18 protein-coding genes are annotated in these 17,151 nt (G+C 52.1%); 1 reads left to right on the top strand and 17 read right to left on the bottom strand.

Translation table 11 applies throughout. The annotated features are described in order from the left end of the window. Positions 1-160: 160 nt before the first annotated feature. On the top strand, positions 161-1,051 hold the full coding sequence (locus NYE92_RS22500) for a hypothetical protein (RefSeq protein WP_259019469.1): 891 nt from the start codon (positions 161-163) through the stop codon (positions 1,049-1,051). A gap of 151 nt (positions 1,052-1,202) precedes the next feature. On the opposite strand, the gene umuC is transcribed toward NYE92_RS22500, so the two are convergent. The 17 genes from umuC to NYE92_RS22415 form a co-directional block, all read right to left on the bottom strand. Beyond that, the gene (gene umuC, locus NYE92_RS22495; RefSeq protein ID WP_259019468.1) at positions 1,203-2,465 is read right to left on the bottom strand and encodes a translesion error-prone DNA polymerase V subunit UmuC; all 1,263 of its coding nucleotides are present in this window, start codon (positions 2,463-2,465) and stop codon (positions 1,203-1,205) included. Continuing rightward, positions 2,465-2,704, bottom strand: a complete 240-nt coding sequence (locus NYE92_RS22490; protein WP_164482251.1) for a DNA polymerase V — start codon at positions 2,702-2,704, stop codon at positions 2,465-2,467. Before NYE92_RS22490 ends, umuC begins: the two co-directional genes overlap by 1 nt. Before the next feature lie 214 nt (positions 2,705-2,918). Then, entirely contained in the window at positions 2,919-4,040 is a 1,122-nt protein-coding gene (locus NYE92_RS22485) for a tail fiber domain-containing protein (protein WP_259019467.1), read from the bottom strand. 67 nt (positions 4,041-4,107) lie between these two features. Further along, positions 4,108-4,431 carry a hypothetical protein gene (locus NYE92_RS22480; RefSeq protein ID WP_259019466.1) on the bottom strand — a complete coding sequence of 108 codons (324 nt, stop codon included), beginning with the start codon at positions 4,429-4,431 and terminating at the stop codon, positions 4,108-4,110. Positions 4,432-4,540: 109 nt separating this feature from the next. Next, the gene (locus NYE92_RS22475) at positions 4,541-5,617 is read right to left on the bottom strand and encodes a DUF6453 family protein (RefSeq protein WP_259019465.1); all 1,077 of its coding nucleotides are present in this window, start codon (positions 5,615-5,617) and stop codon (positions 4,541-4,543) included. Further along, complete coding sequence (locus tag NYE92_RS22470; protein ID WP_259019464.1) at positions 5,610-8,849, bottom strand: host specificity protein J; 3,240 nt, start codon at positions 8,847-8,849, stop codon at positions 5,610-5,612. Before NYE92_RS22470 ends, NYE92_RS22475 begins: the two co-directional genes overlap by 8 nt. A gap of 51 nt (positions 8,850-8,900) precedes the next feature. After that, on the bottom strand, positions 8,901-9,515 hold the full coding sequence (locus NYE92_RS22465) for a tail assembly protein (RefSeq protein ID WP_096012301.1): 615 nt from the start codon (positions 9,513-9,515) through the stop codon (positions 8,901-8,903). Further along, positions 9,508-10,227: a C40 family peptidase gene (locus tag NYE92_RS22460; RefSeq protein WP_259019463.1), complete on the bottom strand. Its 720-nt coding sequence runs from the start codon at positions 10,225-10,227 to the stop codon at positions 9,508-9,510. Before NYE92_RS22460 ends, NYE92_RS22465 begins: the two co-directional genes overlap by 8 nt. A 2-nt stretch (positions 10,228-10,229) precedes the next feature. Next, the gene (locus tag NYE92_RS22455) at positions 10,230-10,967 is read right to left on the bottom strand and encodes a phage minor tail protein L (RefSeq protein ID WP_259019462.1); all 738 of its coding nucleotides are present in this window, start codon (positions 10,965-10,967) and stop codon (positions 10,230-10,232) included. A gap of 51 nt (positions 10,968-11,018) precedes the next feature. Continuing rightward, positions 11,019-11,360: a phage tail protein gene (locus NYE92_RS22450; protein ID WP_259019461.1), complete on the bottom strand. Its 342-nt coding sequence runs from the start codon at positions 11,358-11,360 to the stop codon at positions 11,019-11,021. Positions 11,361-11,369: 9 nt separating this feature from the next. Further along, positions 11,370-14,714, bottom strand: a complete 3,345-nt coding sequence (locus NYE92_RS22445) for a phage tail tape measure protein (RefSeq protein WP_259019460.1) — start codon at positions 14,712-14,714, stop codon at positions 11,370-11,372. 20 nt (positions 14,715-14,734) lie between these two features. After that, complete coding sequence (locus tag NYE92_RS22440; protein WP_259019459.1) at positions 14,735-15,007, bottom strand: DUF4035 domain-containing protein; 273 nt, start codon at positions 15,005-15,007, stop codon at positions 14,735-14,737. Between the two features lie 23 nt (positions 15,008-15,030). Next, positions 15,031-15,441: a phage tail assembly chaperone gene (locus NYE92_RS22435; RefSeq protein WP_082999227.1), complete on the bottom strand. Its 411-nt coding sequence runs from the start codon at positions 15,439-15,441 to the stop codon at positions 15,031-15,033. A 70-nt stretch (positions 15,442-15,511) separates the two neighbouring features. After that, positions 15,512-15,967, bottom strand: coding sequence for a phage tail tube protein (locus NYE92_RS22430; protein WP_064352390.1), 456 nt, complete (start codon positions 15,965-15,967; stop codon positions 15,512-15,514). 55 nt (positions 15,968-16,022) lie between these two features. After that, positions 16,023-16,370, bottom strand: coding sequence for a DUF3168 domain-containing protein (locus NYE92_RS22425; RefSeq protein ID WP_259019458.1), 348 nt, complete (start codon positions 16,368-16,370; stop codon positions 16,023-16,025). Then, positions 16,367-16,813, bottom strand: coding sequence for an HK97-gp10 family putative phage morphogenesis protein (locus NYE92_RS22420; RefSeq protein WP_259019457.1), 447 nt, complete (start codon positions 16,811-16,813; stop codon positions 16,367-16,369). Before NYE92_RS22420 ends, NYE92_RS22425 begins: the two co-directional genes overlap by 4 nt. Next, entirely contained in the window at positions 16,810-17,148 is a 339-nt protein-coding gene (locus tag NYE92_RS22415) for a phage head closure protein (protein ID WP_096012294.1), read from the bottom strand. Before NYE92_RS22415 ends, NYE92_RS22420 begins: the two co-directional genes overlap by 4 nt. Positions 17,149-17,151: the final 3 nt, after the last annotated feature.

Here is a 17,151-nt window from a genome sequence, read left to right as displayed (position 1 = left end):
TAAATCACTCATCAAAAATAAGAAAATCAATAGATTATAAAAATTCTTCATAATAATTTTTACTTTCAGCTATAATAAAATCAGTAAGTTATAATCAGCATTACCCATATATTATGAACAAATCTATACTGAATTAAACCGTCTCTGATGGAGGCCTGCTATGGGCTATTTAGTACTTTTAGGTGCAGGAGCCAGTAAAGGAAGTCTTGACGTGGACCCAGACCCACCGCCTTTGGGTCGCGAGCTATTTGATGAACTGGAAAAGTTAGGTAAAAATGCCGCACATCTTCCCAAAGACTTGAAAGATACTTTCCGTGAAAATTTCGAAGTAGGAATGAAGGAATATTTTGAACGGTATAATAAAAACACAATGGATTTCCAAAGAGAGCTTGCTGGCTATTTGGCAAAATTCAAACCAGGAAATGAAAACAACTATATAAAGCTTATAAGATCGCTAAACAGTCGTAGAGTGGTTTACTGCAGCCTTAATTATGATCTTCTATTCGAGTTATCTGCCGCAAAGCTTTCTTTAAATATAACTTATTCAAATATATTTAAAACTGGTTTTGTTAGGCTTCTTAAGATTCATGGCTCAAGTAATTTTTGGCCCGACTTTGGGGGTGCCATCTTTGAAGACTGTGTAACGGGTGGTGCTGGGCGTGCTGATATAAACGCGAATATAAGACCTTTGAATTATGAGGATACCATCAAGTCTTCATCAGAAAGTTGCTTCGCGCCAGCCATTGCAATGTTTGCAGAAGGAAAACAAGTAAGAGTTTGTCCCGACTACATTGAAAGGCAGCAACAATATTGGAAGGAAAGCCTAAAGCGGGTATCGAAAATATTCATAATCGGGGTAAGAGTTCATCAGGTAGATGAGCACATCTGGAAAGAGATCGCTGAATCAAAAGCCTCTGTGTACTACTTTGGTTTTGAACCCGATGAAATAGAGTTCGACACTTGGAAAAATGATACAGGCAAAAAAAATGCTTTTTTCCGTCTGTCTGACTTCTCTAAAGCCATAGGGTCTATTCGTAAATTATGTCTTTAGCATATCAGTGTCATGGGATGTCAGGGGGCGGAGGTTCAAATCCTCTCGAGCCGACCAAATTACCCCTAAAAAGCAGCCTGTTACGGCTGCTTTTTTATTGCCTGCGATTTGCGATGGTAAAACAATGGTAAAATGATGGTAAAACTCGCCCTCATTTCACCACTGGCAGGTCTGCAAAGCGGGTCGTGTAAGCAGGTGAAAGCATCTCACGCTTCATTGCCCAGGACTTCTCTATTCCCTGCCCCGCAAAAAATAAATTAGCCTTGCCGCTCTGGTTGAGCCCATCAACAACACGCATTAAAGCTTCGCTATTGGGCTGCGGGCGGTATTCATCAAAAAGGTTGAGCTGAGATACTCCCTGGCTAAAAAAGTCGCCCAGCATCACTCCTGCTTTCATATAGCGATGACCGTCGAGCCATATCTGATCCAGAGCGTCCATAGCCACCCGGATAATGTCGCGGGTATCGTTAGAAGGTGTCAGTAACTTTCCAGCGGCCTGATTGCCATAAAATACTTCTCCCTCTGCGTGCGGGCTGGTTCGCACAAATACAGCTATCTGTTTGCAGTACTGCCTTTCCTTCCTCAGCTTTTCAGCAGCGCGTTCTGCAAAAGCGCAGACGGCCTGACGCATATCCATGTATTCGGTGATACGTGATCCAAATGAACGTGAGCACACTATCTGCTGTTTGGTCGGTGCAAATTCTTCCAGCTCTAAACAGGGCTCTCCACGAAGCTCCCTGACGGTACGCTCAAGCACGACGTTGAAGTGTTTTCGGATGATGTATGTGCTTTGCTCAGCGAGGTCTTTGGCTGTAGTGATACCCATGGCATTAAGTTTTTTACTGATGCGACGCCCAACGCCCCATACGTCCTCCACCGGCACCAGAGCGAGTAATTTTTTCTGGCGGTCGATATTCGAAAGATCGAGGACACCGCCTGTCTTGGTCCATTTTTTGGCCGCATGGTTGGCCAGCTTTGCCAGCGTTTTGGTCTGCGCGATGCCAACGCCAACCGTCAGGTGAGTTTCCTGTTTAACCCTGGCGCGCACCTTTCGCCCTAAATCTTCAAGTGATGTCAGGCGCTGCATGCCATCCAGGCACATGAACGCCTCATCAATTGAATAAATCTCTACAGCCGGGCACATGTCCTCCAGTGTCGTCATGACGCGGTTACTCATATCGGCGTAGAGCGCATAATTGGAACTGAAAACCTGCACACCATGACGTCTGAACTCATTCTTCAGCTTGAAATAAGGTGCTCCCATGGGTATCTGCAATGCTTTTGCTTCCGCTGAACGGGCAATCACACAACCATCGTTGTTGCTCAGAACCACTACTGGCTTTCCACGCAGGTCAGGCCTGAAAACCGTTTCGCAACTGGCGTAAAAAGAATTAACGTCAACAAGGGCGAACATCAGAAGCCACCGTTTGGATTGAAAACCTGAAACACGCGGTCCTCACCTTCAGACGTTGAGATGTCACGAAAAGTGGTTGTGTGGGTTTCGATCCACTTATTGGCGGCGCGAAGCGTATAGTGCCAGTTAAGGCGGTCAAGCTCGCGTACAAAGTCGAGTGTGCTGAGTGTGTAACGCCCCTGGCTGTCACGCTTAATAGCCTGGCGAAAGGCAATCATGATTTCATAGTCACGGGGCATTGTTTTACCCTCCGATCTTTTACTGTATATAATCACAGTAATATCAACATATGAATTTGATCAAGCCGCTGCGGTTGAAATATTTGTAAAGTCACTGGCGGGAAAGGGATTTTATTTTGAAGGGTCTTTGGCGGGTGACTAAGCTTTAATCACCCACCCCGCAAACCTGCAAAGACAGGAGCGGCTAAGTCATTGCCCGGTCGCCGGGCTTTTTTCAGGCATCCAGTCCGTCAATCGCTTTCATCCTTTTCTGAAGTTCAGAGATTACACTGTCCTGCATGCTTACTTTTGCACTGAGTTCTTTGACGGCCTCTATCAGCAATGCAACCGGCCCCGCATAGTCAACAGTGAGATAAGATTCCTCAGTTGATTTTCCAGTGGGTAACCAGTTCTCATCGAGAATCGGGGTTAATTTTGTGTTTTTTGTGACTACATCGGGAAGTACTTCGATAAGCTCCTGAGCGATGACACCAGCAGACGTGGTCTGACTGTCGTTAAGTACAAATGTATAGCCATTGATTTGCTGAACCTTGTCTAAAGCACCATCAATCTTTTTGATTTTTGACTTCTTGTTCCTGTCTGACGTCTGATTCAGCGCTACACAGGTAACGTTGCCCGGCACAGAAAAATCGCCATTTGACGCAAAGGTTGAGTATTTGGGAGTTCCGTTAACGTTTGTGGCGATTGTAATTGAGCCGGAATTTTCCTGATAAACACGCGCAAAGGGAACATTATTACCCTGCCCGGCCATAAAAGTGAGAAAAGCGGGCCAGCCGCCAGACGGGTTTGTCGAACGGATATTGAGATTATTACCCTCTATGTTTACGCCACCAGTAATTACGCCACCCGTCTTGCCGTCTACAGTACCAAATCTGGAGTCCGTTTGAGATGCTACAGATTTGCCAATATCACCACTTTTGAGCGTGTTCGAATACTGTTTTGCCATATACCCCCAGCTCGGGCCGGTGAACGTCGTTCTGTCCGGGCGGATCACATCTACGGACTGCGCATCACTGTAAATCTTCTGCCAGTTCTGAAAGTCCAGAATGCGGCCACGCGCCACGCTGGCAAAGTCATTGAGGATTTTTTGGGTGATAGCAACATTCAAAGATGCCGGTACTGCATTCCAGGCTAATCCGCTGGTTGTCGGTCCGTCGAACGCTACAGCTAGGGTCATTTGTGTGTCTGATGTGATGTTAGCAGCCACCAGCGTATAGGGTGCGCCACCTACCGTGACGTAAACGAAATCGCCCGTCTTCAGCTCTGTAGTGAAACTGGTACCGCTCCCGTTTACTGTGGTTGAGTTATTGGTTAATGCGATAGTGCCTGCTGACATGGGTTTCTCCGCGCAATAAAAAACCCGCATTTAAGCGGGTTCTCTAAATAAATTTATATTTGAATTTCTAAAGGCAGCTTTTTGCTATCCCCGCCCAGTCGGTAGGTGATTTTAACAAATAAAGATCAACATATGTTTTATCATTATGCTTTGTCACATCAGCTATAAAATAGTTTCCATCAACATAAACAGTCTTGCCGTTGGGAAGTGGCTGAATGAAAGCGCCATAAACACTTCCAAAAATATCCTTTTCATTTTGCCATTTAATGAGAATGCACTGAGATACATCATCAACGCTTTTACTTGACTCTAAAGTTGAATGGACTCCAGCTTTCCTTGCATCTCCCAATGATGTACATCCTGCAATCGTTAATATTACCAATAAAAACATACTAAACTTCATATCCCTACCCCCATAAAAATATTTAATTTATCCTAAACCGAGAATCGTTGAATGGGAAGGGAACAGATTACAAAATTCAACTCATTCTAACTCTATTTTAAAAATAGTAAGTTGCATCTATGCAGGGTAGCTGACAAGCAATCTGCAAAGCTTTAGGGTAAGTATACAACGGAATATCTGAACCAGTACTTTTAGCTCTTGAAGTGGTTACAGAGTTTCCTGACATCATCATTCCAGATAAAAGCATCTTCCTGTATTGATAGTTACCGCCTGACCTGGTGTAATCTCCGCGCTGAGTTCCAAGAACGCAAAGCGGAACCATTGGCTTTGTGACATTGCCAGTCGGGTTTATCCATGCCTGCCTGTCACCCGTAGAATCTGAAGTGTCGAAATAGCTGCCAAAGTCATAATAGGCATCTGACCACATCACGGGTGGATATTTGCTGGAATAGGTAATGGCACCGGAAGTATTTCTGATAACCAGCCCATAACCTGACGCAGGCAGCGCAGGTGAGAAGCCGCTACTGACTATGACAATCTGCACCCCGCTAACCAAACCTCCCTGCTCTGAACCATTCACAGAACTGAACGCGCCATAAGTGCGGATGGAGTTAGTATCCTTATCCAGAAATAAAGGCGTTCCGGTGTTACTCCACCTGGCAAAAACGATGTAGTTGCCGCCAAGATTAAGAACGCTGTCAGGTATATTCCACTGGCCGTTTATATCTACAACGCCACGAAACGTCACAAATCCTGACAGAGAAGCGTCCGTTATTTCCATAAAGTTAGCGCCGTTTGTGATCCTCAACCCATACTGCGCTGAAGGGTTGGCTGCATACTGAATGCTATATACGTCAACAGAACCGATATCTAAGGCACTTGTCTGATTTGCTTTGATGGTGCCGATGCCAATATTAAGACTTCCGTCAAAGCTCATCGATGATATGTAATTAACAGGCGGGCCACTCTGATCGCCTACGCCAACTCTGACGACATTCCGAGGAAGGATCAGCACCTTACTGTTGGCAGGCTGAGGCTTGAAACCTCCATAGGAGGCACTGGCTGCCTTTACAGCAGCCGTGCCCAGGTAAGATGCATAGCGTGTCGATGCATCAAGTATTAACGGTTTACCGCCGTCATCAGGAACAATACGCAACCCATAAATGTCAGCCATTACCAACCCACCCCAGAGTCACCACTTCAACACCTGTCGCTGTGAAACAGTGAACGCCGTTTCCGTCATAAACTGTTCCTCCTCGCCCGCCGCTACCTGTAATAATTTGCAATCCTCCATTTTTATCCAGCCGCCAGCTTGCCTGACCGGAACCCCAGTTATTGGACTGGATGTAATTACCAATCATGCCATTAGTGATCCAGCCCTCACCTATAAAAGCCTGGCTGATAAGCACCTGTCCGTCTTTAATAATGAAGGGCGAATACACGTTATTGCCGCTGCCATTGATAACGACGAACTGGTTGGCATTGACTGCAAAGCGCGTGTTCACCTGAGAGCCGTTGATAGTTACGGCAACAGACATACCCGCGTCATAGTTCACGCCGCCATAGCTGATACCGGCTTTCAGCGTGTATATGGCCGAACCACCACTGGCATCAGCATAAGCGGTCATTTTCTGCTGAATGGCTGCTGAGTTAGCCGAAATTGCCTGATTGGTGGATTTGAATCCGGCCGTAACGGTGGTGTTCAGTTCAGCAACGGAACTCTGCGCATCAGCCGCAACCTTTCTGGCCTCAATGATTCCGGCGCGGTTCTCTCCGTAGTTCGCCCACTGCTGCTCAACATCGTCATAGCTGGCGAGGATGCTTTCAGCCAGTGCGCTCGGTTCGGTAATCAGCGGTGTCAGCAGCGCCTTGCCGTCTTCAGACTGAAGATATTCTTCAACCACGCTGCCTATCAGATCATCGGCGTTTGAATTAGTCGCCCCCCATGAAAAGCCCGTCCAGTCGCCCACGTTGCCAATCCTGTCAACCAGACGTGCGCGATACCAGCGCCTGACCCCGGCAGGCATCGGCCCGTGCTGATAGCTGACACCGGGATAAGGCACATATGCCAGAAACTGCGGGTTCTGACCATCTGCGGTCGTGGATACCTGAATTTCAGTGTAAGCCGTATCGCCAGCGCCATCAGGGAAGCCCCATGTCACATCAATGGCCCAGACCACATCAATACTGGCGATGAGGTTTACAGGTGTGCCGGGCTTACCGACTTTCCCGCTGATCGATGTGCTTTCTGAATATCCCCAGGGCGATGACACTTCGGCTGCATTTACCGCCCTGACGCGCACGTCATAAACACCGCTGTAAACGCCCCGGATGCTGAAACTCTGTGCGCTGGTCTGGCTGACGTTAACCCAGTCGCCTTTGTCCTTGCGCCACTGTGCAACATAATTCAGCGCCCCCTCAATCCTGTCCCACGTTACCTGCATGGATGCAACGGACATTCCCTGCTCAACAAAGCTGACCTGAGAAAGCTTTATGTTGGCCGGAGCCTTGAGAACGCTTATCGGGGTGACGGTGATGGGTGCAGGCTCAATCCGCACGCCATCATCAATGTAACGGTACTTGTTAGGGTCGTGCTGGACACCCGCGACAGTAAAGGAGCCGTCGTCATTGCCGGAAATGGAGGTGACACGGAAATACTGGATAGCCAGACTGTCGCTGTCTATCGCCCATACTGCCCCCGCAACAGGGTCAATTTTAAATGAAGTCGCTACCGTTACCGTTTTTTTGTCCGCGCTGACGGCGGATATGGTGCGTGTCTGTGCCGTTCCGTCTGGCAGATTCACCACAAGCCTGTCGCCCGCGGCGTAATCAATGGCACGGTCCAGCCCGAAACTGCGTCCGTTGACTGAACTCAGCCGCCCGCCGTTTTGCCTGCCGCTTCGGAACGGGTCAGCAACGCCAATGATTTCAGCCGGAACCGGAATATAACCGTCCAGGCCAACACCAAATGAAACCGTGCCGTCTTTGGCGTTCGACAGAATAGCCCAGCGGCCACGGCGGTGCGCTTCACTCTGTGACGTACAGCCAATGGCCGTCAGGCTCATTTCCCGGACATCATAGCGCTGTACCAGCTCTGAATCGTACACGCCCTCAACCGTATCGGAATAATGGTTTACCGGGTCTGACCAGCTCACCTGACAGGATGAATAGCGGTTTTTGTAACTGCCCCCGGCGTAGCTGAACATGCCGTCGATGACGTTTGCAGCGTGATAAACAAAGTCCACATCAACATTGCCGCCGGAGTCCACCTGCGGAACATCTGCATTGATGAATATCTGGTTGTTGCCCCAGAAAGTGATACCACGGAAAATTGCGGCAATGTCCTTCAGAACGGTGTAGGCGTCCTGCTGGCTCTGGATGAATACGTTGCAGGTAAAGCGCGGCTCAGTGCCGCCCGCGCCATTTGAAACCGGCTCATCGCAGTACTGCGCGATGCTGTAAAGCTCCCACTTATCAATCATGGACGCATCAACGCGGTTTCCCATCCCGTAAATCTTATCCAGCACCAGGTCGTAAAAAATCCACGCAGGGTTGTTGGTATAGGCGTATTTGAAATCACCGGACCAGCTACCGCTGTAAGTACGGCTTACCGGGTCATACGTGGTCGGCACACGCACCAGCTTGCCTTTAGGCTTACAGGTGATTTTCGGAGCCTGGCCGTTAAACTGCTGCGCATTGACTTCAATATAAAGCAGGGCGGTATTGGGATAGCGCAGTTTGCTGTCGATGACCTCAGCGAATGAAAAGACTTTGAAGGCGTTAATGAGCTTTGAGGAATTCGAATCTGCGGTGATCCGGCGCACGCGCACTGACCAGCCGCTTGTTGCACGCGGAAAGGTGATGCGGTGATCGCGCTGGTATTCTGACGTGGTTTTGCCGCTGAAGCGACCGTCCACAACCTGCACCCATGAACCACCATCGGTTGACAGGTCGATAGCATACTGCGTCTCGGTGCCGACCATATCGCCGTTGTCTTTATACTGATACTGAACGGGCAGGCTGAGTTTGATGCGCACGGCATCCAGCGACAGGTTAGTATACTGGCGTGTCCAGGGTACAGACTGCGTGACGGTCACACCAACGGACAGCTCATTATCCACTTCAGGCATGCCCGGAATATAGGTCTGGTCCTGCGTGCCCTTCCTCCAGTCCCACACCACGCCAGTGAAATTATAGGTGCCGTCATCATTGGCAAGCTGCGTGTCGTTCAGGTAAATCTGCTGCGCCGTTAAGTCTCCCTGAATTTCGCCTTCAGAGATTGCAACCAGCAGTTTTAATTTGGCGACGGAAAGCAGGTCGTCAGGCTGCTCAACGGGCGTGTGCGCTTCACCGCCGCCACCGCCCTTGTTACCGTGGTATATGATTTCGCCGTCAAGAAGCCGCATATTTCACCCATAAAAAAAGCCACCCGGAGGTGGCCTGTCTGATTCTGAATTTTACTGCTGGTCGCTGGTAAAACTGCCCGCGCTGATGATCGCACCGCCAATTTCCCGCTGGCCGTAAAGCACCGGCACCGGATACCCCATTGCAACGGTATTGACCGGCGCACCGAAGGCATAGTTGGGTTTGTTATCGGTGCTGGACGATGCGCCTACGTTGTATTTAGGTTGCGGGGTCAGCATCTGCACCACGCCGCCCAGCAACATACTGATACCCAGTCCGGTTAATGCCGTGGTCACGCCGGTTGCCGCTGCGGCGCTCAGTCCAAAGGCCGCCAGTGATGCGCCTGCCGTGAAATAAGCAGCAACGAGCGCAACCGCGCCGATAACGACCTGAAGCATGCCCCCGCGCTTGGAGCCTTCAATAATGGGTTCCATCTCAAACTCAGCAGACGCTGAGCACATATCAAACTCCTGTAGCGAGATATTGTCTCTGCCACTGAAAAACGCAAAACGGACACCGTTAAGATGCGCGTTAGATACGTACTTTTTGAAGCCCGGCACCTGTGAACACATAGCGCGGATAAGCTCGCGCAGGTCTGCAACGTGGAAGCGGTGAACCGGCCCAAACTTTTTTGCCATGATCCCTTTTAAACGCATCGTTTTAAGCATCAGCCAGCTCCTTTCGGCGCACGACACGCACGGTGCGGTTACGCCAGTAATCGCCATAGGGAACGCGCGTGGATAAATTGCCCGAGTTATGATGAAGAATGAGGTTGTTACCCAGATAAATTGCCGCATGGTTGGTGACGGGTGACTGAATGCGCATCATGATCATGTCGCCTTCGCGCATGTCCTGAAGTGGCACTTCGGTAAAACCCTCGGCCTGCCAGTTATCGTCATAACGGTTTTCTTTGCCATCTACCCACCATTCATAATCCACCGACCAGTTATTCAGCTTAATGCCGTGTTCCTGACGGTAGTAATCCATGATGAGCGTCCAGCAGTCAGCAAACCCCAGCACCCACTGACGCCCGACCAGGTCACGTTCACCCCGCGGGCTGATGGTGCAGAAATCGCCGTCCGGCCAGGACATGATCCCCCACTCCACGCCGGAATAATCACACTGCACCCGGTCACGCTCAGACGGTATAAGCTGAGGCACATCAGGGTGAGAGTGAATAACCATCAGAACTGAGCCCTGCTGCTCAGCCTGGCGTTTTTCCTCTGGCGAAATTGCAAAATGCTCGGTCGGATTCTCTGAAATGTTTTTACAGGGAATATATATCTGCGCCCTGCCTGACTGAACCACCAGCCCGCAGGCTTCTTTCGGGTATTCAGCGGCTACGTGTTCGCGTATTGCCGTCATCAGCTTTTCGCGCATCGCTATTTCCCCTGAAGGTTGGCAGCGGGGAAGCCGCCGAATGGTAGCGGCTCAGTGTCACCAAACCGCGCCTTACAGTCAGCCAGGCGACCACCGCACACGTCTTTTGACGGGTCAGAAGTCGCCGAACCGTCCTTGGCAAAATAACGGTTACCGGCATAATCGCAGCCGGTTCCCGTCCGGTACCAGCCGCGCATACACCACGTACAAACGGGCGTAATCTGACGGGACGGCAGTTGCAGGCTCTGAATATCGAAGGGCGAACACAGCTCGAAATCCACCTGATTACGGTTTTCGGCGGTCTTGGAATTAATGTAGAAAACCTGAAGCCGCTCTTCCTGTGGGTTAGCGTTAGGGTTACCCGCAGTCCAGTTGTCCGCATCCAGATACTTCACCATCGTGGTGTGTATTTTGACTTTGGCCTTAACCATGTCATCGAACTGAAGACAAAGCGCGGTGACGTAGTTACCTACGTTGCCGACAGACAGCTTTGGCGTGGGCTGAGAACCGGAACTGGTCATTTCAACCCCGCTCAGCTCGTAGGGGTGCGGATCGTACTCATTTCCCTGCCAGATGATGGAGGGCAGGTTTTCAGCCGCAAAAGATTTCCAGCCCTCGGCTGAGATGTTGTAGGCATGGAAGCGGAGAACGGTATCGAGCCCGAAGGCCGTACCGTCAATTTCTATCAGATGCACCAGGCTTCCCGGCTCCAGCGTCTGAATATCCTGATTAAAGCTCATTTTTCACCCATAAAAAAAGGACGCCGTAGCGTCCTGATGGTGCGTGACATGTCACGGCGCGAAAGCCTGCTCAAACGTGAAGGCGATCTCCGCAAAGCTGCCGTTAACAAATTTTGGATTGATAGAGTCAGCCTTAACGCGGTACAGCTTTTTCTCCCCCCAGGGGTTAGTCCACCAGAATGACGCTGTGACATGGCTCCGTAAAAAAGCCCGGACCTCAGCCATTACTGATTTTTTACCGTTACACGTCAGCGACCATGACTCTGACTGATCGTTAATCCCCCGGCCTGAAACCTGTTTGTAGCCGTCTCCGAACTGCGCCTGTATGACTGAGACAGCGACCTGCTCACTGGCTTCTACCCGTGCGCACCAGGTAAATGTGTCTGTAGCCATAAATTCCCCTTAAGCGGGCCTGTAGAGCAGACCACCCGGTGATATTTCTTTTTTGATTCGTTCAGTCAGCGTGGTTTCAACGATGCCTTTAAGCTGTTTCGCCGCACTCAGGGTACCGCTGGCTGATGCATCACCCGAAGCCTCGCCCTGGACGACACTCACCGATGCATTTACAACAATACCGCCGCCATTACCGCCTGCGCGATCAACGCCTGATGAGAATGCAGGTGTGCCATCACCCACCACGCCGCCATCGGCGTAGCCTTTCATCATGGAGTAAAGGTTGGAAACGCCAATGCGTTCAGTAGCTTCTTTGGTAAACACGAACTCGCCTTTATGCACCACGCCAGCAGGCTCATGTTTTCCACCCCATCCGGTAAATCCGCCACCGTCATAGCCGTTATAACTGGTTGCAAGCCCCATAGCCCCGGTAGATGCTGCCCCTGCTGAGCCAGCCGACACGCCGCCGAAGCTGCCCGCCACCGAGCCCAGAATACTGCCCAGTGACGAACCGCTGCTGCCGACTGCATTGACAATCGCAATCTGAAGCGCGACCTTCGATATCATCTGAAGCACAGACAGGCCCCATGACTTCCAGTCGGCTTTACTGCCAACCAGCATGGAAGACATGTTATCAAGCGCACTGCTCATGGTACTGGTGATGCCCTGAGAAACCGTACCGGACACATTACTGACGCTCTCAAGCCAGTTTTCGTAGCCTTTACTGATACCTGAGCGCCAGTCTGCATCAGATGCCGCGATGGCTTTATATTTGGCGTCCAGCTCATCCAGTGCGGCTTTCTGAGCGGCAACCGCCTGTTTCCCCTTGTCGGTCTTGTCGAAAACCCGGTTAATCTGCTGGGTTTCATCAAAACGGGAACGCTGACGATCGCTCAGCCCGCGGGTTTCAGTCGTGAGCGTCGCTTCGTCACGAAGCTTTCTGGCGGCCTGCGTTAAATCCTTTAACGCTTCAGCCTGCTCATTCTGCTTTTTGACGTTTGCATCGGCCTTCTGCGTCCAGCGCTCAAGCTCTGTCGCATTGTCACGAATGCTTTTACGCTGCTCTTCTGTCCATTTGGTACCTGCCTGATGAGAAGCAGCATAAAGCTCTGAGGCTTTTTCCCCCTGTGTTGCCCTGACCTTCTGCACCTCAATGGCTACGCTCAGATCGGCAATTTTCCGGCTGTACTGTTCAGCGGTTGTGGCCGCTTCACGCTCTGCCTTGTTTTTTGCGTTGGTCGCGGAAGTGTCAGCTTTTTTGGCTGCTGATACTTTCTGCGTATTGTTGTACTCATCCTCCAGCGCCTTGACGTACTGCATGGAGTACTTGGCATTCTCAACGCCAGTACGCCCCATTTTTTCCAGGTCAAACTGAGCCTGTTTCCTGACTTTCGCCAGGCCGGTTAGTCCGGCCAGCTCAGCGGCCTGTTGCTTCTGCTGAAGTGTCTGCTGATCCGGCGCACTCACTGCGGCCTGCGGCACCGCCATTGGTGACCTGACCAGGCCGTTACGTGAGGCCAGAAGCTGGTTACCCAGCGAAAGCAGGCGGTTAAACTCGGTATTCTCGCCGTTCATGCTCACCAGCGACTGGTAAGCGGCATTCTGCCGCCATGCCTGTTCACGTATCAGATCATTACGGCGGCGCTCAATCGCTTCCAGCGCCTGCTGAATATCTGCCGAACGGCCACGAAGCTGATAAAGCCGCTCCTCCTCTACCCTGAGATTGCCCGTGAGGATCGCCATTGCACGGGTGATATTGGCCTCATTTTCGCTGCTGAGTCCGGTACTGCCCCGCGCGCTGCTGAGGTCTGCCATCTGCTGCTTAACTTCGGCAACCTTGGCTTTCTGCTCATCAATCAGGCGGTTCTGCTCGTTCAGCGCTTCAATGGTTTTGCCACGGTTTTCATCGACCTGTGGCAGCGCCAGCGACTGTGCCTTTTTTCTGACCTCATCAATCGTGCTGCCGTATTCCTGCGCGGACTTTCTGGCCTGCTCCTGATTCTGATACATCGTGTACCAGGCACCGGCACCGAGCAGCACCAGCCCCGGAATGCCGCCAACCAGAGACAGCAGACCTGCACCCGCCGTTTTCATCAGGCCCACTGCCGACGTGGCCGCGTTAAGCGATTCCTGTGATGTAGTGACGGCGCGGTTTGAAAGGACCAGATTCGCGTTGGCCGCAATCATCGCACTGCGCTTTTGCGTCAGGTTCTGCGTGGCGATTGCGGAGGCGTTGGTGTTTTTGGCTACGTTCGATTCAGCCAGGGCAAGGTTGTAATCAGAGCGGGCGGCTTCGGCGTTCGCCAGCGCTTTACGCTGAGCCTGGACGGCGGCAACCGCCTGTGCATCGGCAAGCGCTATCTGGTTTCTGCGGTTTTCAAGCAGCGCTGCCGTAGCACTGGCAACACCGGACGTCACGCCGCCAAAATAGCGGGCGACGCCTACGGCCACCAGCACGCCTGCGGCGGTTGCCACGTTATTGATGTTGCCCGCCAGACCGTCAAGGGTATGCGCCAGCGCGGCTGACGCGCCGGTTGTCTCGTTGGTGCCGCCCACCCACGCCATGAAGGCGTTTTCGACCTTCTGAGCCGAACCGCTGACGGAAGCAGGCAGCGTATCAAACTCTTTGCGCAACAGTTCGACGTTGGTCAGGATCGGAATAAGCTTGTCGGTCGTCAACTGGCCGTTATTCGCCATGTTGCGCAGACCGCCAATCGTGGTGTTCAGCCCGGTAGCCAGCAGCTTTGCCAGCCTGCCGCCGTTTTCCATGATGGCGTTAAACTCTTCGCCGCGAAGGACGCCGGAACCCAGCGCCTGACTGAGTTGGGTAATAACGGAACTGGCTTCCTCCGTACTGGCACCGGAAAGCTTGAGCGAGGTGGCTACGGTTTCGGTGACTTTCGCCACGTCCTGTGACGCATAGCCCGCATCACGCAGTGATGACGCGATACGGCTGTAAAGGTTGGCGTTGGCCTCAAAAGACGTGCCGGTACGCTGGCTGACGTCCATCAGCGTTTTCTGTGCGCTGGTAAAATCCTCTGTAGAGGTAGAGGCCAGCTTAAGGCGACCGCTGAGCTGATTCCAGGTATCGGCGTAATGGATAAGCTGGCCGGTTGCAAACGCACCCGCAAACGCCCCCGCCATGCCGGTTGCGGTGGCCCGCACTGAAGCAAGCTGTGAATTAAGTTCTGTCAGCGCCCGCTGTGATTCACGCGAGGCCGCCGCTGCCCTGCGCCCGCCCTGCTCCATCGTCTTGTAATAATCGGCACCCATACGTGAGGCGCGGGAAATCTCAGACTGAAACGAGGATGAGTTTGCAGAAATTTTGATAATGAGTTCGCGGAGCGTAGCCATTTTTTACCCTTTATGTCCGGTTACGCGCTGAGTTCGCCGAGGAAGTTTTCCAGCCCGTCAGATTCTTCCTGCTGTTTTTCGCTCTGGCCCCAACTGAGCAGAAGATCGTCAATACTGAACTTACCGCCCTGAGCGTTGAGCGTAGCAGCGGCAACCTGCGCCGCCTGAATATCGCCGCGCCTGTCACCAATCGGGCTGATGCGGTCAAACTCGATCCACATTCTGAGTTCGGAGGCCGTCAGTGAGGTCTTGAGTTCGTGCAGCGTGCGCCCCAGACGGAGCGCAAGCGTCATCAGGAAGAACATGCCGGGCGATTTTACTTTGCTTCTGCGTCTGCCTGTGACGTGCTGAGCTGAAGGGCCTGCTTCAGAAGGCGGGCATGAACGGGCCCGTAAATGCCCTGAACCTGCTCACGGTCTTCAGGCAGGAATACCGGCATCATGTCTTCATCCAGGACCACGTCAATAAACAGCATCACATCGGCTTTGATGTTGCGGTGTGCGATCTGCGCCGGAGTCAGCGCGTCTTCTTCTTCGCCTTCTTTAAGAGCAGGGCGAATGACGGATTCCCACTCAAGCCACGCCTGTGACGAGGGTTCGCGGATGTTTACACGCACACCCTGCCATTCTGGCACGGTGACGCTGGCAGTACGGAAACCGGACGATGGAGCAAGCGCCAGAGCGCGAAGTGAAGCCGGTGATGCTTTGTTCTGTGCTGTTTTGGACATTTCATAATTCCTGCTGGCGTCGATGCCATATATAAAAGATGAAAAGCGCCCGCAGGCGCATCAGTGGAAATTAAGAACCGGGCTGACTGGCCTTGATCGGAACCGGCTTGCCTTTCACACGCAGGGAATAGGTCGCACTGACCACCGCCGATGTGCCCGCCGTCCAGGAACTCTGACGGACCTCAACCAGTACGTAAAAGCCGTTACCGGACGGGAACAGAATCCGCAGGGCGCGGAGTTCGTCATTTTCATAGGCGGTCTGGAGTGACATCTGCGCCTCTTCATCGCCAACCCAGTTACGGGAAATGGACATTTCAGCCGGTGCAGCCAGGCCGTTAGTCTGCTCCTGCTCGGTCGAGCAGAGCGTGGTCACGTCAATGTCTGACTTCTGACCGCCCGTGTAGGTAATTTCCTTGGTCGCACAGGCGGCTTCAAGCCACTGAACATTGTCAGGATTGGCAACCGTAACCGGGCCAGATGACACGCCAAAGGTCATCCCCTTCGTTTTTTCATACTTACTGGACATGCTTTTCTCCAAAATAAAAAAGCCACCCGAAGGTGGCGTGGTGATTTGGTGTGGATCAGTTGATAATGCGCACGTCGAGCATGGCGCGGTAAAGTGCCGTGTCCGGCTCGTAGCCGTTAGAGTCGCTCATGTCGCTGTAACCGAGCGGCTCAAGCGCACTGCGGACCTCTTCACGAATCAGCCTGGCCTCATCGATACTGCTGGCGTAAACATCCACCTGAAGCGAGGCGGTTTTCTCTGCCGGACCGCACAGCACATCCGCTGAGACTTCAGTAATGATGGAAAACACCACCCACGGCGCGGTGACTGCCGGTTGGCCCTGCGGATTGAGTGGCACAACGTAGGGATAAACCCTGCCACCTGCTATACCAGCCAGCAGCGGGTAAACGTCTGCCTCTGTCATTTTGCCAGCACCTTATCGATTGACCGGTTCGCCACCTCAAAGGCCGCTTTCGCCGCCTCTTCCTGCCGGGCGTCATAGGCCGGGCGCAGAAAAGGCACAGGCGGCATCTTTGACGTGCCCAGCTCCAGAAAGCGCCAGTAATAAGCATTATTGCGGTCGCCCGTTTTCATTTTACCGTCACTTTTACCCGTAACCGGGTTAGTGCCGCGCACATGTACACCGGAAGCAATACCGCCATCGCGCTCCCGGAGCGTGGCCACAACGATATTACGGGCCAGCCGGCCGGTTTTGCGTGGGGCGCGTTTTTTGGCTTCGTCACGGACCACCATAGCGGCGGCGCGTGTCGCGTCACGAAGAACTTTACGATTTTCGGCTTTACTGAGCGTATTCAGGTCATCTGACAGGTCAATAAGGCCGGAAAAGTCGAGTCGCGTGTCGATCATGGTTCAACCCCCTGCTTACACAAAATTTCCAGCCTGACACCCTTGCTGTCTGGGATTGGTGGACCAGAAACGTTCAGGACCTTTCCTTTAAATGGCCCCGTCAGACATAAAATCCTTGATGCTGCTGTGATATCGCTGCGATAGCGCATCCAGACCCTGATAGTGGATTCTGCCCTTTCGGCATCGGCGGTCATCATTTCCCGCCCGCTGATACCCTTTACCTCTGCCCTGACCGTTGCAACATCAATCCACAATTTCTGCGGTTGCCCGGACAGTGAGCGTGATGTTGTGAAGTTCTGAATTGTTACGCGGTCCCTTAACCGGCCTGCCTGCATAAT

The sequence above is a fragment of the Pantoea sp. B566 genome (assembly GCF_024793925.1).
GTDB lineage: Bacteria > Pseudomonadota > Gammaproteobacteria > Enterobacterales > Enterobacteriaceae > Pantoea > Pantoea ananatis.
This window is presented reverse-complemented; position numbering and strand designations above follow the sequence as displayed.

What these genes read in the sequence shown, in the direction of transcription:
- NYE92_RS22485 (WP_259019467.1), bottom strand. Translation starts at nt 4,040, where the DNA reads ATGTCAGCAGGCACTATCGCATTAACCAATAACTCAACCACAGTAAAC.
- NYE92_RS22430 (WP_064352390.1), bottom strand. Translation starts at nt 15,967, where the DNA reads ATGTCCAGTAAGTATGAAAAAACGAAGGGGATGACCTTTGGCGTGTCA.
- NYE92_RS22425 (WP_259019458.1), bottom strand. Translation starts at nt 16,370, where the DNA reads ATGACAGAGGCAGACGTTTACCCGCTGCTGGCTGGTATAGCAGGTGGC.
- NYE92_RS22475 (WP_259019465.1), bottom strand. Translation starts at nt 5,617, where the DNA reads ATGGCTGACATTTATGGGTTGCGTATTGTTCCTGATGACGGCGGTAAA.
- NYE92_RS22460 (WP_259019463.1), bottom strand. Translation starts at nt 10,227, where the DNA reads ATGCGCGAAAAGCTGATGACGGCAATACGCGAACACGTAGCCGCTGAA.
- NYE92_RS22470 (WP_259019464.1), bottom strand. Translation starts at nt 8,849, where the DNA reads ATGCGGCTTCTTGACGGCGAAATCATATACCACGGTAACAAGGGCGGT.
- NYE92_RS22500 (WP_259019469.1), top strand. Translation starts at nt 161, where the DNA reads ATGGGCTATTTAGTACTTTTAGGTGCAGGAGCCAGTAAAGGAAGTCTT.
- NYE92_RS22415 (WP_096012294.1), bottom strand. Translation starts at nt 17,148, where the DNA reads ATGCAGGCAGGCCGGTTAAGGGACCGCGTAACAATTCAGAACTTCACA.
- NYE92_RS22435 (WP_082999227.1), bottom strand. Translation starts at nt 15,441, where the DNA reads ATGTCCAAAACAGCACAGAACAAAGCATCACCGGCTTCACTTCGCGCT.
- umuC (WP_259019468.1), bottom strand. Translation starts at nt 2,465, where the DNA reads ATGTTCGCCCTTGTTGACGTTAATTCTTTTTACGCCAGTTGCGAAACG.
- NYE92_RS22445 (WP_259019460.1), bottom strand. Translation starts at nt 14,714, where the DNA reads ATGGCTACGCTCCGCGAACTCATTATCAAAATTTCTGCAAACTCATCC.
- NYE92_RS22490 (WP_164482251.1), bottom strand. Translation starts at nt 2,704, where the DNA reads ATGCCCCGTGACTATGAAATCATGATTGCCTTTCGCCAGGCTATTAAG.
- NYE92_RS22480 (WP_259019466.1), bottom strand. Translation starts at nt 4,431, where the DNA reads ATGTTTTTATTGGTAATATTAACGATTGCAGGATGTACATCATTGGGA.
- NYE92_RS22420 (WP_259019457.1), bottom strand. Translation starts at nt 16,813, where the DNA reads ATGATCGACACGCGACTCGACTTTTCCGGCCTTATTGACCTGTCAGAT.
- NYE92_RS22455 (WP_259019462.1), bottom strand. Translation starts at nt 10,967, where the DNA reads ATGAGCTTTAATCAGGATATTCAGACGCTGGAGCCGGGAAGCCTGGTG.
- NYE92_RS22440 (WP_259019459.1), bottom strand. Translation starts at nt 15,007, where the DNA reads ATGACGCTTGCGCTCCGTCTGGGGCGCACGCTGCACGAACTCAAGACC.
- NYE92_RS22465 (WP_096012301.1), bottom strand. Translation starts at nt 9,515, where the DNA reads ATGCTTAAAACGATGCGTTTAAAAGGGATCATGGCAAAAAAGTTTGGG.
- NYE92_RS22450 (WP_259019461.1), bottom strand. Translation starts at nt 11,360, where the DNA reads ATGGCTACAGACACATTTACCTGGTGCGCACGGGTAGAAGCCAGTGAG.